Source organism: Achromobacter sp. D10 (assembly GCF_035282245.1).
In the GTDB taxonomy this organism is placed as follows: Bacteria; Pseudomonadota; Gammaproteobacteria; order Burkholderiales; family Burkholderiaceae_B; genus Achromobacter; species Achromobacter insolitus.
In genome coordinates, this window is record NZ_JAYJLE010000001.1 from 58,339 (window position 1) to 73,828 (window position 15,490).

Here is a 15,490-nt window from a genome sequence, read left to right on the forward strand (position 1 = left end):
TCATGCACGTACTGTTGACCATCGTCGGAGGCCTGCTGCTGCTGGCCGTGTTCGCGCTGTTCGGCAAGCAATGGGGCGGCGACGCCGCCGGCTCGATTGCCGCCGCCAAACTGTTCCTGCCAGCGTGGCTGCTGATGGCGATCGTCAACATGTGGGTCGGCGTCACGCGCGCCGGCTACACGGTGCGAGAGGAACTGCCCATCCTGCTGCTGGTGTTCGCGGTGCCCGCGGCGGCGGCCTGGTTGGTCATTACCTTCCTGCCTCGCGGTTGACCGCGGGCGGGCTGCGGCGGCACCGGCGTTCGGCCACGTCCAGCGCGCCCGAACGTCAGGGCTGCGCGGGCGGCGCGGCGCTCGCGGGCGCCGCTTGGTCAGCCCGCGCCTGCTCTGCCGCGCGCGGCAGTCCTTCCCAGCCGCCACCCAGGGCCACGATCAGGTTGACGCTGGCCGCGAAGCGGTTGCCCAGCAGGCTCAGCGCATTGCGTTCGCTATTGAGCGCCGTGGCATCGACCACCGCCACGCTCAGGTAATCCACCAGGCCCGCCTTGTACTGGTTCTGGGTGAGCCGCAGCGATTCGCGCGCCGCTTCGAGTGCGCGGCGCTGCACCACCTGTTCATTCTCCATGACACGCAGCTGGATCAGATAATCCTCGACCTCGCGCAACCCGGTCAGGGCCGTCTGGCGATAGGCGGCCGCCTGCGCGTCGTAGGATGCGCGGGCCTGTTCCACTTGCGCTTCGCGCGCACCGCCGTCGAATATCGTCAGCGCCAGCGCCGGCCCCAGCGACCAGAAACGCGCCGGCGCCGTCAGCAATTCGGCGAACTGGCCGTTGCGGAAGCCCCCATCCGCGGACAGCGTAAGGCTGGGGAACCACGCGGCCTGCGCCACGCCGATCTGCGCATTGGCGGCCGCAGCGCGGCGCTCCGCCGCCGCCACGTCCGGACGGCGCTCCAGCAGCTCGGACGGCAAGCCCACCGGAATCTGCGGCAATTGCAAGGCAAACACCGTGGGCGGCAGGCTGAATTGCGACGGCGCCTGGCCCATCAGCACGGCGATGGCGTGTTCAAGCTGGCCGCGCTGCCAATCCAGGTCGATGGACTGCGCCCGCGTGCTTTCCACCTGCGTGCGCGCCACGGCCACGTCGGCCTGGCCAGCCACGCCCACGGCATAGCGGTTCTGCGTCAGCTGCAGGGATTTTTCGTAAGCAGCCACCGTGGCATCCAGCAGGCGCTTCTGCTCATCCAGCACGCGCAATTGCAGATAAGCCTGCACCAGCGCGGCCTGCGCGCTCAGGCGCGTGGCGCCGAGGTCGGCCAGGCTGGCGGCGGCGCTCGCCTCCGAGGATTCCACGCTGCGCCGCACCCGGCCCCACAAGTCCACTTCCCAGCTGACGCTGCCCGTCAGCGAATACTGGTTCGAGACGTTGCTGCCCGACGACGACGAGGAGCCGTTTTGTCCGCCGCCACTCCCCGCACGCGTCATGCCCGCGCCCGCGCCCACCGTCGGGAAGAAACCGGCGCGCGCGCCGCGCACCAGGCCCAGGGCCTGCCGGTAGTTGGCCTCGGCCTGGGCAACGGTCTGGTTCGAGGCATTCAAGCGCGCCACCAGATCGTTCAGCGTCGCGTCGTCATACACGCGCCACCATTCGCCGCGTTCCGCCTGGTCCAGCGGCCGGGCGGGCTTCCAGCCTTCGACCTCCCCCTGGCCTTCCTTGTAGGCGGCGCCCACGTCCAGCGCGGGGCGCTCGTAATCAGGGCCGACCGCGCATGCGCCCAGCAGCGCGCACAGCGCGGCCGCGGCGATGCTGCGGGAAAGAAAGAGGCTCGGGACTGGCGTGGCGTTGCGCATCATATGGGTTCTATGGAAGCGGAGGACCCGTCCTTGGGCGCGCGCCGGCGCGCGGCCCAGAGGCGGAAGCGGTCCAGGTAAAGATAGACCACGGGTGTGGTGTACAGCGTAAGGATCTGGCTCAGGACCAGACCGCCGACGATGGTAATGCCTAGCGGCTGGCGCATCTCGACGCCTGCGCCGGTGGCCAGCACCAGCGGCAACGCGCCAAAGATGGCGGCCATCGTCGTCATCATGATGGGACGAAAACGCGTCAGGCATGCCTGGAAAATGGCGTCCCGCGGACTCATGCCCTGGGTGCGCTCCGCATCCAGGGCAAAGTCGACCATCATGATGGCGTTCTTTTTGACGATGCCGATCAGCAGGAACACCCCGATCAGGGCAATCAGCGTGAAGTCGTAGCGCACCAACAGCAGCGCGAGCAGCGCGCCCAGGCCGGCCGACGGCAGGGTCGACAGAATGGTCAGCGGGTGCACGAAGCTTTCGTACAGGATGCCCAAAACGATGTACATCGTGACCAGCGCGGCGAGGATCAGCCAGGGCTGCTGCGCCAATGTCTGCTGCAAGGCCGCGGCCGTGCCCTGGAAACCCGCCTGTATCTGGTCCGACGGCAGGCCGATGCGCGCCACGGCGGCATCGATCGCGCTGGTAGCCTGGCCCAGCGACACACCCGGCGCCAGGCTGAAAGAGATGGTGTCGGCCACGAACAGCCCCTGGTGCTGCACGCTCAACGGCGCGTTGGCGTTTTCCAGACGCGTGAAGGCCGACAGCGGCACGCGCGCGCCGGCCTCGGTAATGACCTCCACCTGCCTGAGCGATTCGATGTCCTGCGCGAATTTCGGGTCCACGCCCAGCACCACGTGGTACTGGTTCAGCGGCCCGTACATTACCGACACCTGGCGCTGGCTGAACGAGTTGTTCAGCACCGTGGATATGGTGGACATGCTGACGCCCAGGCGGGTAGCCGCCTCGCGATCGATCACCAGGTTGATCTGGCGGCCCTTGTCCTCGACGTCGGTGTCCACATCGGTGATCTCGGGAATCTGCGCCATCGCCTGCTGCGCTTTAGGCATCCAGGTGCGCAGCAGCTGCAGATCGCCCGCCATCAGCGTGTAATCGTAGGAGCCCTGGCTCTGGCGGCCGCCGATCCGTATGTCCTGCTGCGACACCAGGAACATGCGCGCGCCGGGCATATTCTGCAGCTTGCCGCGCAGGCGGTTGATGACGACGTCCGCCGAAACCTTGCGTTCGCCCAGGGGCTTGAGCTGGATCTGCATGAAGCTGCTGTTGCTGCCGCCCCGTCCGCCCGCATAGCCCGTCATGCTCTGCACAGCGGGATCCGCCAGCACTACTTTGCGCAAGGCCTCCAGCTTGGGCAGGGTGGCCTGGAACGAGGTGCCCTGGTCCACGCGGAAAAAGCCCAGCAATTGGCCCGTGTCCTGTTGCGGGAAGAAGCCCTTGGGCACCACGGTGTACAGGTAGACGTTCAGCCCCACCGCGACGGCCAGTATCAGCATCATCAGACGGCTGTGCGTCAGCGCCCAGCGCAGGGTGCTGCGATAGCCGTCCATCATGGCGTCGAAACCGCGCTCGGACCAGCGCGCCAGCCTACCCGCCGGCTTTTCCTCGGGCGTCTCCTGGCGTAGCAGCCGCGCGCACATCATCGGCGTCAGGGTCAGCGACACCACCAGCGACACCAGGATGGCGGCCGACAGCGTTACCGCGAACTCGCGGAACAAGCGCCCGACCACGCCCCCCATCAACAGGATGGGAATGAACACCGCCACCAACGACAGGCTCATGGACAGCACGGTGAAGCCCACTTCGCGCGAACCGCGCAGCGCCGCGCGCATGGGCGACATGCCGCGCTCCACATGGCGCATGATGTTCTCGAGCACCACGATGGCGTCATCCACCACGAAGCCGGTCGCCACGATCAGCGCCATCAGCGAGATGGTGTTCAGCGTAAAGCCGCTGAGATACATGATGCAGAACGTGCCGATCAACGATACCGGCACCGCCACACTGGGAATGATGGCCGCCCGCCAGCGCCGCAGGAACAGCAGCACCACCAGCACCACCAGGCCCACCGCGATGATCAGCGTCAGCTCGGCTTCGTGCAGCGAGGCCCGGATACTGGGGGTGCGGTCCTGCGCCACCGTCATGTTGGCGTCCGCGGGCATCAGTGCCTGCAAGATCGGCAACTGGGCGCGCACGGCATCCACGGTTTCGATGATGTTGGCGTCGGCCTGGCGCCTGACGATCATCAGGATCGCCTTGCGATCGTTGTAGAAGCCGGTCTGGTACAGGTCTTCGACCGAATCCTCCACGCGGGCCACGTCGGATACGCGCACCGGCGCGCCGTCCTTCCATGCCACGATCAGCGGCCGGTATTGCTCGGCGCGGCTGAGCTGGTCGCTGGCCATCACCTGCCAGTGGTAGCGGTCGTTCTCGAGCACGCCCTTGGGACGGTTGGCATTGGCATTGGCCAGCGTGGTACGCAGCTGGTCCAACGACACGCCGCGGTTTGCCAGCGCCCCCGGCAGCACGGTCACGCGCACCGCCGGCAGGGAACTGCCTCCCACCGTCACCTCGCCCACGCCGTCCACCTGCGAGAGCTTCTGCGCCACGATGGTGGACGCAATGTCGTAGAGCTGTCCCTGGCTGAGCGTGTCGGACGTCAGCGCCAGGGTCATGATGGGCGCATCGGAAGGATTGGACTTGTGATACGTGGGATTGCTGCGCAGGCCGGTCGGCAGCAACGAACGCGCCGCGTTGATGGCGGCCTGCACATCGCGGGCCGCGCCGTTGATGTCGCGCGACAGATCGAATTGCAGCGTGATGCGGGTGGACCCCTGCGAACTGCTGGAGGTCATTTCCGTCACGCCCGCGATGCTGCCCAGCGAGCGCTCCAGCGGCGTGGCCACGCTGGACGCCATGGTCTCAGGACTGGCGCCCGGCAGGCTGGCGGATACTGAAATGGTGGGGATGTCCACCTGCGGCAACGGCGCCACGGGCAAGAGGAAGAACGACAGCAGACCCGCCAGCACGACCGCCAGGCTCAGCAGCGTGGTCGCCACCGGCCGGACGATGAACGGTGCCGACAGAATCATGACGCATCCCCCGCAGGCGCTTGGTCCACGCCGCGCCAGCGGCGCGACATGCGGTCGAACATCAGGTAGATGACCGGCGTGGTGAACAGGGTCAGCACCTGAGACAACAGCAGCCCGCCCACCATCACCAGGCCCAACGGCTGGCGCAGTTCGGCGCCCGTGCCGGTCGACAGCATCAGCGGCAGCGCGCCGAACAAGGCGGCCAGCGTAGTCATGAGGATGGGCCGGAAGCGCAGCAGCGCCGCCTCATGGATCGCCGCGCGCGGGCTCAAACCCCGCTTGCGCTCCGCGTCCAGCGCGAAGTCGATCATCATGATGGCGTTCTTCTTCACGATGCCGATCAGCAGGATGATGCCGATGATGCCTATCATGTCCAATTCCGTGCCGCTGATCAGTAGCGCCAGCAGCGCCCCCACGCCTGCCGATGGCAACGTGGACAGGATGGTAATGGGGTGGATGTAGCTTTCGTACAGCACCCCCAGCACGATGTACATCGTCACCACCGCGGCCAGGATCAGCCACAGGGTGCTGGACAGCGAATTCTGGAACGCCAGCGCCGCGCCCTGGAAGCGCGTCTCGATGCCGGTGGGCAGGCCGATCTCGGCCTCGGCCGCCGCAATGTCCACAACTGCGCTGGAGAGCGAGGCGCCGGGCGCCAGGTTGAAGGACACCGTCACCATGGGGAACTGATCGAGCCGGTTCACGGCCAGCACCGTCTTGCCTTCGCTGATGTGGGCAACGGACGACAGCGGCACCTGCGCGCCGGTGGACGTGGGCACGTGGATCTGGCCCAACGAGGCCGGCGTCACCTGGAACTGCGGTTCGACCTCCAGCACCACGCGGTACTGGTTGGACTGCGTGAAAATGGTGGAAATCAGCCGCTGGCCAAAGGCGTTGTACAGCGCCTCGTCGATCACCGCCGCCGTGATGCCCAGGCGCGACGCGGCGTCGCGGTCGATCTCGACCCAAGTCTGCAGCCCGTCGTCCTGCAGGTCGTCGGTCACGTCCTTCAGGCCGGGCACCTGACGCAGGCGATTCACCAGCTTGGGCGTCCACTCGCTCAGTACCTTCAGGTCGGGATTGGACAGGGTCATCTGGTACTGCGTGCGGCTCACGCGGTCCTCGATGGTCAGGTCCTGCACCGGCTGCATATAGACCGTCAGGCCGTCCTGCTTGTCCAGGGACTGCGCGAGGCGCGCCATGACCGTGCGCAGGTCGCCGTTGCGTTCGGCCTGCGGCTTTAGCGCGATCTGCATGCGTCCGGCGCTGAGCGTGGCGTTACTGCCGTCTACCCCGATAAAGGAGGAAACGGCCTGCACGTCGGGATCTTCCAGCACCAGGCGGGCGGCCGCGCGCTGGCGTTCGGCCATGGCAGGAAAAGAAATTGATTGGGGCGCCTGGGTAATCGCCTGGATCAGGCCGGTGTCCTGCTGCGGAAAGAACCCCTTCGGAATCACCAGATACAGCAGCACGGTCAAGGCAAAGGTCGCCAGCGCCACCAGCAACGTCAACGGCTGATGGCGCAGCACCACTTGCAGCCAGCGGTCATAGCCCGCGATCACGCGGTCGATGAAGGCGCCCGTCACCTGATGGAAACGGCCATGTTTCTGTTCGGACTCGGCGCGCAGCAGGCGCGCGCACATCATCGGCGTCAAGGTCAGCGACACCACCAGCGATATCAGGATGGACACAGCCAGCGTGATGGCGAACTCGCGGAACAGCCGTCCCACCACCTCGGTCATGAAGAGCAGCGGAATCAGCACCGCGATCAAAGAAAAGGTCAGTGAAATCAGCGTGAAGCCGATCTGCGAGGCGCCCTTGAGCGCGGCCTGCAGCGGGGTCTCGCCCTCCTCGATGTGGCGGGCGATGTTTTCGATCATGACGATGGCGTCATCCACCACGAAGCCGGTGGCGATCGTCAACGCCATCAAGGTCAGGTTGTTGATGGAGAAGCCAGCCAGGTACATGATGCCGAAGGTACCGACCAGCGATAGCGGCACGACCACGCTGGGAATCAATGTGGCCGTCAGGCTGCGCAGGAACACGAAGGTCACCATGACCACCAGTGCCACTGCCAGCATCATCTCGAACTGCACGTCGGCCACCGAATCGCGGATGGTCTGCGTGCGGTCCGACACCACGCTCACGTCCAGGGTCGCCGGCAAGGCGGCGCGCAGTTGCGGCAGCAGCGCCTGGATCCGGTTGACCACATCGATCACGTTGGCGCCAGGCTGGCGCTGGATGTTGAGCAGGATGGCGGGCTTGTCGCCGGCCCACGCCGCCTGGCGCGTGTCTTCCGCGCCCTCGACCGCGCGCGCCACGTCCGACAGGCGCAATGGCGCATTGTTCTTGTACGCGATGATCAGGTCGTTGTAGTCGGTGGGCGTCTTGAGCTGATCGTTGGCGTTGATGGTGGTGGACCGCTGCGGCCCATCCAGATTGCCCTTGGGCTGGTTGACGTTGGCGCCTACGATGGCGGTGCGCAGATCCGACAAGGACAGGCCGTTGGCCGCCAGGGCCTGCGGGTTCACCTGCACGCGCACGGCCGGCCGCTGGCCGCCCGCCACGCTGACCAGGCCCACGCCAGGAATCTGCGACAGTTTCTGGGCGATCCGCGTATCCACCAGGTCGCGCACCTGCGGTAATGGCATGGTGGGCGAAGTGATCGCCAGCGTCAGCACCGCTGCGTCAGCGGGATTGACCTTGTTGTACGTGGGCGGCACCGGCAGGTCGCTGGGCAGCAGGTTCGAGGCCGCGTTGATCGCCGCCTGCACCTGCTGCTCGGCCACGTCCAGCGGCAAAGTCAGGTTGAACTGCAGCGTGATGACCGACGCGCCGCCCGAACTGGTGGACGACATCTGGTTCAGGCCCGGCATCTGCCCGAACTGCCTCTCCAGGGGCGAGGTGACCAGCGAAGTCATCACATCGGGACTGGCGCCCGGGTACAACGTCACCACCTGGATCGTCGGATAGTCCACTTCCGGCAGGGCCGAAACGGGCAGCAACCGGTAGGCGATGAAACCGGCGATCAGGATGGCCACCATGGACAGCGTGGTGGCCACCGGACGCAGAATGAAGAGGCGCGACGGGCTCACGGCGTGTACCGGCTTACTTGGACGGCGGCGTGGTGCCGGCCGGGGCGCCCGCGCCCAGGGTCTTGTCGCGGGTGGCGGGGATCACGTCCGAGCCGCCCACCACCTCGACCTTGGCGCCGGCACGCAGGCGGTCGGTGCCTTCGACGACCACGCGGTCACCCGGCTGCAGGCCCTCATTGACGGCCACCATGCCGTTGTTGACCGCGCCCAGCTTCACCTGCCGCACCTGCACGGTGTTGTCCTGTTGCACCAGGAATACGAAGGCGCCCGCCGAGCCTTGCTGGATGGCCGCGGTGGGAATCGCGGTCACATCCTTGCGCGTGAGCACGTGCAGGCGCACGTTGACGAACTGGTTCGGGAAGAGCGCATCATCCGCGTTCTCGAAGCGCGCCTTCAGCTTCAGGGTGCCGGTGGTCACGTCGATCTGGTTGTCCATCGTTTCCAGCTGACCCGTCGCAATGCGCCGGGTGTCCGCGCGGTCATAGGCGTCCACGGCCAGGGTCTTGCCGGCCGCGATCTCGGCGCGCACCTCGGGCAATTGGGTTTCGGGCAGCGTGAATACCACGGAAATCGGCTGGGTCTGCGTAATGACCACCAGGCCGTTCGTGTCCGAGCTGGACACCAGATTGCCGCGGTCGACCTGGCGCAGACCCAGGCGCCCGCTGATCGGCGCGGTGATCCGCGCATAGTCCAGTTGCAAACGGGCATTGTCCACATTGGCCTGGTCGCTCTTGACCGTGCCTTCATACTGACGCACCAACGCCGCCTGCGTATCGACCTGCTGCTTGGCGATCGAGTCCTGCTTGTACAGCGCCTGGTAGCGTTGCAAGTCGCGACGGGCGTTCTCCAGCTGCGCCAGGTTCTGCATCTGCGTGCCGCGGGCCTGATCCAGCGCCACCTGGAACGCCCGCGGATCCACCTGCGCCAGCAGGTCGCCGGCCTTGACCCGCTGGCCTTCCTGGAAGGCCACTTCCACCAGTTCGCCGCTGACCCGGCTGCGCACAGTGACGGTGTTGTAGGCGGTGACCGTGCCCAGCGACTTCAGGTAGATGTCGATGTCCTGCTTGGTGGCGGTGGCGATGCGCACCGGCACCGCGGGATTCATCACGGCTCCCGCCGCAGGCCTGCCCCCTGGCCGCCCCCCGGGCCCGCCTGCGCCGCCCGGCTTGGCCGCGGGCCGCAGCACCAGCCAGGCGATGCCCGCCGCAACTAGCAATACCAGCGCCAGCCCGACAAGGCGGCGGCGGGTCCAACGGGAGGGCGGAGATACGGGACGGCTATCAGGCATGGAACAGTTCCGGCACAGGCGGAGAAAGCCGTATTGTCTACCAGACCGTCCCGGTTTCCAGCGCCGCGAGGCCGAGTTGAAACTGGGAGCAACAGGAATCTGGCCGAGCGAAACGCGCGGGCGGCTGCCCGGCCACTTCCGTCAGGCGCCTCCGGCGGCGGCTACGCGCCGCAGGGCTGCCTGGCGCGGCGACCAGCCGGGCCTGCCTTAAGTAGCCCTGCCTTAAGTGGCCCTGCCCTAAGCGGCCCTGCCTTAAGTGGCCCTGCCTTAAGTGGCCCTGCCTTACGCGGCCCTGCCCTAAGCGGCCCTGCCTTAAGCGGCCCTGCCTTAAGGCAAGGAGGCCCGCCGCGCCGCTGTCAGGAGCTGCAGAGCGTCATCTGGAAGGGGACGTCGCGCGCGACCTGCTGGGGTTTGAATTCGCCGTCCTGCGTAGAAAAACGTATCCAGATCATGTACTTATTGGCGCTAATCTCTGGAAATACGCCCTGGCTGGGGTCCAGCCACACCCGCAGCAACTGGTATTGCTTGCCGCCCAGCATCTGCTGGTAAGCGCCCTGCTCGCCCACGATGTCGGCCTTGCGGCCGGATTCGCGCAACAGGCGCAAGGCCAGGGTCAGGCCGTCATACAGGGGAATGAAGGGCGCCACCCAGGCCTGCAGATCCGCGCAGCGGGCGGCTTCCGATTTGTTCTGCCACGCAAAGTACGAGGGCATGTCCACCTGCGTGGCGCTGCCGGGCACGGACAGGCGGCCTCGCAGGCTGGTCAACCATTCGTTTTCCCGCAGGGACTGGCCGGTCTTGCCCGGCGCGGCCAATGCGGTGGTCACTTTTTCCATTTCGCGCAGCATCGCTTCAAGCGCATCCTGCGCCACGCCGGGATGGTCGCGCAGCCCAACCAGCGCCAGGCGCTGGCGCTCCAGGTCTTGCAGGACCGCGCCTTTGACGTCGGTGCGTTCGCAGGCGTCAAGCAGATCGAACAGGGAGGTGACGGCAACCTGATGCTGCCGCGAGTCCCCCTCGCGAGCAAAGAAGAACAGCCTGTCGAACAGGTACTCCAGCCGCAGATAAGCGCGGATGCGCTCATTGAAGGGGTATTCGTAAACAATCACGCTTTTTTACAGGCCCATCTGTGTTTGGCCGGCGGGCCAATATTATTCAGGGGTGCCGGCCTGGCCTTGGGCAGGTCGGCCCGTCGTGCTCGCCAGCGCCAGCCAGCGGTCATGCAGGGTCTTCGCCTGCGCGCGCAATTGTTCTGGCGTCGTGTCGCCGTCATTGATGATGACGTCGTCGGCAACTTCCAGACGGCTTGTCCGCGCAGCCTGTGCTGCCATGATACGCCTGATGGCTGGCTCCGTCAGCCCGCTGCGCTGCTGCACGCGCGCCACCTGAGTGTCCGGGTCGCAGTCCACCACGCAGATGCGGTCCAGGCGCGCACGCCAGCGCGGCAGCGACTCCACCAGCAGCGGCACCACGAAGACCAGGTAGGCGCCCCGCGCCGCGGCAGCCTGGCGCTCGGTCTCCTGCCCAATGACCGGATGCAGCACGGCCTCCAGGCGCTGGCGCACCTGCGGATCCGTGAATGCCTGCTCGCGCATCCACCCGCGGTCCAGCGCGCCATCAGGCGTCAAGGCACGGGATCCGAACTCACGTTCGATCGCAGGCATGGCGGCTCCGCCAGCAGCGGTCAGCGCACGCGCGATCTCGTCGGTATCGACCAACGTGGCGCCCCACTCCGCGAGCATGTCCGCCACGCGGGACTTGCCCGAACCGATGCCGCCCGTCAGACCTATTTTCAACATACCGACCATCCCATGCAGGGCATGAACCGCCCTACTGCAAAAACTGCCCGAGCCCCTGGTCGCCGCCTGCCAGCAGCGTCACGACGCCCGCCAGTGCCAGATAGGGGCCGAAGGGCAGCGGCTGTCCGCGACGGGCGCGGCCGCTTAACGTCAGCGCGCCACCGATCAACACGCCCAACAGCGATGCGCTCAGCAATAGCGTCGGCAGGGCTTCCACGCCGAACCATGCGCCCAGCGCCGCCAGCAACTTGAAATCGCCATAGCCCATGCCCTCACGCCCCGTCAGCAGGCGGAATACATGAAAGATAACCCAGAGGAAGACGTAGCCCGCCACGGCCCCCACCACCGCCATCTGCAAGCTGGTGTAGGCATCGAACAAATTGACCAGCAATCCGGCCCAAAGCAACGGCTGCGTCAGCACATCGGGCAGCAGCGTGGATTCGAAGTCGATCCAGGCCAGCGCCACCAACACGGCCGACAGCCCCATGGCCGACACGGCGAGCGGAGTCGCGCCGAACCTCCAGGCGCATGCGGCGAATAGCGCGCAGGTCAGCAACTCGATGGCTGGGTAACGCCAGCCGATGGCGGCGCCGCAAGCGCCACAGCGGCCCCGCAACAATAACCATCCCAGCAATGGCAGCCGTCGCCAGCCGACCACCGGGCTGTCGCAGGCGAGACAGTGCGAGGCCGGCGACCACAAGCCGTAGCGGATATCGGACGGCGGCTTGCCCGCGGCGTCCTGGCAGTGTGCCTGCCATTCCTGTTCCATCATGCGTGGCAGCCGGTGCGTCAGCACCGTCAGCCAGTTGCCGACGAACAGGCCCGCCAGCGCCGCCAGGCCGATGAAGGCGCTCAGGGGCAGATCGAAGACATGCCGCATCGCCGTCATCCGCCCGCGTGGCGCACGGCCGCAACGCCGCCGCCACCAGGGCTGGCGGCGGAGCGTGGAGCGGGTCGGCAGCGGCCGTGTCGTAAATAGTGCATAAAGTGTTGACGATACCCAAGAGCGGCTAAGGGGAACGTATCGAATCTTCGCATAAGTGCGTAAAATCGGAGACAGACTCACCACACGGATAAGCTGCCATGACCGCGCGCGTAGAACTCGGTACCCGCTCCCGCAAACTCAGCGTCATGGGGCTGCTGCTCGCAGGCACCGCATTGGGCGCGGCTGGCTGTGCCCAACAGAAAACCGAAGGCTATTACGACCCGCCTGCCGAAAGCACCGTGACCGACGCGCAGTACCAGGGTTCGGGCGCGGGCTACCGCAGCGTCATCCGCGCGCCGTCGCAGGTGCAGATCGCGCTCAAGCCCGACGCTCCGCGCAAGCAACAGAACCAGGCCGCCCAGGCTGCCGCCGGTGGCCAGACCACCGAAGACGGCCAGGCCGTTCCTGCGGAAACCGAACATACCGCCACCTCGGCATCGGCGGCGAGCGCCCCCGTCGCCAGCCCGGCCGCCCCCAACGCCGCCGTGCAGAACCTGGTGCCGCAACCGCAGACCTACATGGGCACGCTGCCGTGCTTCTCGCCCGCCATGCAGTGCACCGCGCAGCGCGTGACACTGACTCTGGCGCCCAATGGTCGCTGGCGCGGCCGGGTAGCCTATCTGGAAGATGACCCCAAGAAAGGTCCGCCCGTCACCGAGCAAGGCTGCTGGGACGCCACCGACGAGCGCCCGCCGCGCGTCATCCTGATGGATAGCAAGGGCAATGGCCGCGCGGAGTTCGTGGTTGCGGCCAACAACGTGCTGCGCGTGCGCTCCATCGACGGCCAGACGCCCAATCTCAACTACAACCTGACCCGCCAGCCGGATCTGGACCCGATCGACGAACTGGCCAAGGCCGCAGCGCCCAAGTGCCCGTGACGCCTGCCGGCAGCCGTTAAGCGCGGCCGTTAAGCGCGGCCGTTAAGCGCCGCCTTACGCGCCGCCGCTCGGCAACCTGAAGCTCCACGCCGGGCCTGACGAACACTGCGTTCGTCAGGCCCGATGCTTTTGGACTAGCCCATCCGGCGGATGGCTGTCAGCGCAGACCTATCCTGGATCGGGGTCCGCCTTGGAATGGGTAGGCGCGAGGCCCGTCTGACAATTGCCGTACGCCGGCGCAGGCTGTTCATGCAAGACATGGGCCGAACCCGGGCTGCCCGCTGCGGCCAGCCCGGGCGGCAACGGCAGCCCGCGTGGGCCATCCGTGCCGGCCGCGCCCGGCACGGGCGACGCACCGGAACGCCCGTGTTCGCACAACCGGCAAGCCAATTGCATGGCGTTACGGACTTGCAGCTTCGTGAAAATGCGGGAGCGGTGGGCTTCGACGGTGCGCAGCGAAATGCTCAGGTCTATGGCAATGACCTTGTTGGGACGGCCGGCTGCCACGTAGGTGACGATCTGCCGTTCGCGGGGAGTGAGCGAAGAAAGAACAGCTTCCAGATCAGGACGGGGCATGTGCATGGGGCGACTCGCTTGCAATGTAGGATTACACCGAGTCTGATCCGCCGCCCGCCGAGATATAAGCTGGCAATTCTGTCAGGGGGTGGACATAGACGCCACCCCCCGTTTTGCCGCCTCAGGCCGTGTAGGCCAGTTCCAGATTGTCGATCAGGCGAGTGCTGCCCAACTTGGCGGCCGCCAAGGCCACCAACGGTTCGCCGGCTTGCAGGTCGGCCGCCTCCGGACGCTTCAGGTCGCGCTGGCGGCGCACGGCCACGTAGTCCACCTGCCAGCCACGCTGAGTCAGGGTGTCGATGGCTTCGCGCTCCAGGGCGGCGGCGTCGCGCTCGCCCTGCGCCAGGCGCTGGCCGGCATGCCGTAGCGCGGCATACAGCGCGGGCGCCTCGGCGCGATCGGCGTCGCTGAGATAACGGTTGCGCGAGGACAGCGCCAGGCCGTCTTCCGCGCGCACGGTCTCGTGCGCCAGCACTTCCACGGGCAACTGGAACTGCCGGCACATGTTGCGCACGACCATCAGCTGCTGGTAGTCCTTCTTGCCGAATACGGCCACGCGCGGCTGCACGCAGGAAAACAGCTTCAGCACCACGGTGCTGACGCCTTCGAAGAAGCCGGGACGGAATTCGCCTTCCAGGATGTCGCCCAGGTCATCGGGCGGCTGGACGCGGAAATTCTGCGGCTCCGGGTACATCTCGCGTTCGTTCGGCGCGAACAGTACATAGACGTCGCGCTCGCGCTCCAGCTTCTCGATGTCCGCAGCGAGCGTGCGGGGATACTGGTCGAAGTCTTCGTTCGGGCCGAATTGCAGCCGGTTCACGAAGATGCTGGCCACCACCGGGTCGCCATGCTGGCGCGCCAGCTTCATCAGGGATAAGTGGCCTTCGTGCAGATTGCCCATGGTGGGCACGAACGACACGCGATTCTGGCCGCGCAGGTGATCGCGCAATTCCTGGATGGTGTGTACGACTTTCAAGGGATTTCTCCGGGGTTGGGGGCAGCCCGGTCAGGATCAGGCCGCGACCGCCGCCACGCTGGTATAGGCCAGGCGCACATAGATGGGAGCATAGGGCTCGGCCTGCGTGATTTCCAGCAAGGACTCGCGCGCCAGCTCCAGCATGGCGATGAAATGCACGACAACCACCGCCGCGGGCGCGCCCTCGCGGACGCGCTCCATGAAGAGGTCGCCGAATTCCATGAAGCGCACGTCGTTCAGGCGCCGCAGGATGTGCGTCATGTGATCGCGCACGGACAGCTGTTCGCGCGTGATGTGGTGATGCTGGTTCAGCTTGGCCCGCTTCATGATGTCAGCCCAGGCCGCGCGCAGGTCGTCCACGCTGACTTCCGGCAGCATGCGCTCCACGCTCAGGTCGGCCACCGCCTGGCTGCTGACAAAGTCGCGGCCCAGCTGCGGCATCGCGTCCAGCTTCTGGGCGGCCAGCTTCATCTGCTCGTACTCGAGCAGGCGGCGCACGAGTTCGGCGCGCGGATCTTCCGGCTCTTCGCCGGTGTCGGTCTTTTTGACCGGCAGCAGCATGCGCGACTTGATCTCGATGAGCATCGCCGCCATCAGCAGGTACTCGGCGGCCAGTTCCAGGTTGTGGATACGGATCTGGTCCACATACGACAGGTACTGCCGCGTGACATCCGCCATGGGGATGTCCAGCACGTTGAAGTTCTGCTTGCGGATCAGGTAGAGCAGCAGGTCCAGCGGCCCTTCGAACGCTTCCAGGAACACTTCCAGCGCATCCGGCGGGATGTACAGGTCCGTGGGCATCTGGAACAGGGGCTCGCCATAGAGGCGAGCGAACGCCACGCTGTCGATCGTGTCAGGCGTGCTGTCGACCGGCGGTTCCACTAGCGCGGCCAGGGCGTCGCCCGGGACGGAAGCGTGTTGGGCCATGGTTG

The 15,490-nt window shown here is 66.5% G+C and carries 12 protein-coding genes; 2 read left to right on the plus strand and 10 right to left on the minus strand.

Annotated elements, in window-relative coordinates; all coding sequences use genetic code 11:
• Positions 1-2: 2 nt before the first annotated feature.
• Positions 3-272 (plus strand): hypothetical protein, encoded by a 270-nt coding sequence (locus VCS63_RS00285; protein WP_042796248.1) that lies wholly within the window; start codon positions 3-5, stop codon positions 270-272.
• 55 nt (positions 273-327) lie between these two features.
• Here the strand turns inward: VCS63_RS00285 and VCS63_RS00290 are convergent, their stop codons facing one another.
• The 7 genes from VCS63_RS00290 to VCS63_RS00320 form a co-directional block, all read right to left on the minus strand.
• Complete coding sequence (locus tag VCS63_RS00290; protein ID WP_042796247.1) at positions 328-1,851, minus strand: efflux transporter outer membrane subunit; 1,524 nt, start codon at positions 1,849-1,851, stop codon at positions 328-330.
• Complete coding sequence (locus VCS63_RS00295) at positions 1,848-4,961, minus strand: multidrug efflux RND transporter permease subunit (RefSeq protein WP_323877977.1); 3,114 nt, start codon at positions 4,959-4,961, stop codon at positions 1,848-1,850. Before VCS63_RS00295 ends, VCS63_RS00290 begins: the two co-directional genes overlap by 4 nt.
• Positions 4,958-8,056 carry an MdtB/MuxB family multidrug efflux RND transporter permease subunit gene (locus VCS63_RS00300; protein WP_112966684.1) on the minus strand — a complete coding sequence of 1,033 codons (3,099 nt, stop codon included), beginning with the start codon at positions 8,054-8,056 and terminating at the stop codon, positions 4,958-4,960. Before VCS63_RS00300 ends, VCS63_RS00295 begins: the two co-directional genes overlap by 4 nt.
• A gap of 13 nt (positions 8,057-8,069) precedes the next feature.
• Complete coding sequence (locus VCS63_RS00305) at positions 8,070-9,344, minus strand: MdtA/MuxA family multidrug efflux RND transporter periplasmic adaptor subunit (RefSeq protein WP_175201915.1); 1,275 nt, start codon at positions 9,342-9,344, stop codon at positions 8,070-8,072.
• A 356-nt stretch (positions 9,345-9,700) separates the two neighbouring features.
• Positions 9,701-10,453: a cell division protein ZapD gene (zapD, locus tag VCS63_RS00310; RefSeq protein WP_042796245.1), complete on the minus strand. Its 753-nt coding sequence runs from the start codon at positions 10,451-10,453 to the stop codon at positions 9,701-9,703.
• Between the two features lie 42 nt (positions 10,454-10,495).
• Positions 10,496-11,143 (minus strand): dephospho-CoA kinase, encoded by a 648-nt coding sequence (gene coaE, locus VCS63_RS00315; protein WP_175201914.1) that lies wholly within the window; start codon positions 11,141-11,143, stop codon positions 10,496-10,498.
• A gap of 31 nt (positions 11,144-11,174) precedes the next feature.
• Positions 11,175-12,023: a prepilin peptidase gene (locus VCS63_RS00320; RefSeq protein WP_278482544.1), complete on the minus strand. Its 849-nt coding sequence runs from the start codon at positions 12,021-12,023 to the stop codon at positions 11,175-11,177.
• A gap of 203 nt (positions 12,024-12,226) precedes the next feature.
• Here VCS63_RS00320 and VCS63_RS00325 point away from each other — a divergent pair, with 203 nt between their 5' ends.
• Positions 12,227-13,006, plus strand: coding sequence for a copper resistance protein NlpE N-terminal domain-containing protein (locus VCS63_RS00325; protein ID WP_063641327.1), 780 nt, complete (start codon positions 12,227-12,229; stop codon positions 13,004-13,006).
• A 168-nt stretch (positions 13,007-13,174) separates the two neighbouring features.
• Here the strand turns inward: VCS63_RS00325 and VCS63_RS00330 are convergent, their stop codons facing one another.
• The 3 genes from VCS63_RS00330 to VCS63_RS00340 all read right to left on the minus strand — a co-directional run bounded on the left by VCS63_RS00330 (position 13,175) and on the right by VCS63_RS00340 (position 15,485).
• On the minus strand, positions 13,175-13,588 hold the full coding sequence (locus VCS63_RS00330) for a response regulator transcription factor (protein WP_063641328.1): 414 nt from the start codon (positions 13,586-13,588) through the stop codon (positions 13,175-13,177).
• A gap of 115 nt (positions 13,589-13,703) precedes the next feature.
• Complete coding sequence (gene panC / locus VCS63_RS00335) at positions 13,704-14,558, minus strand: pantoate--beta-alanine ligase (protein ID WP_042796242.1); 855 nt, start codon at positions 14,556-14,558, stop codon at positions 13,704-13,706.
• A 36-nt stretch (positions 14,559-14,594) separates the two neighbouring features.
• Positions 14,595-15,485, minus strand: a complete 891-nt coding sequence (locus VCS63_RS00340; protein ID WP_042796241.1) for a segregation and condensation protein A — start codon at positions 15,483-15,485, stop codon at positions 14,595-14,597.
• Positions 15,486-15,490 lie beyond the last annotated feature (5 nt).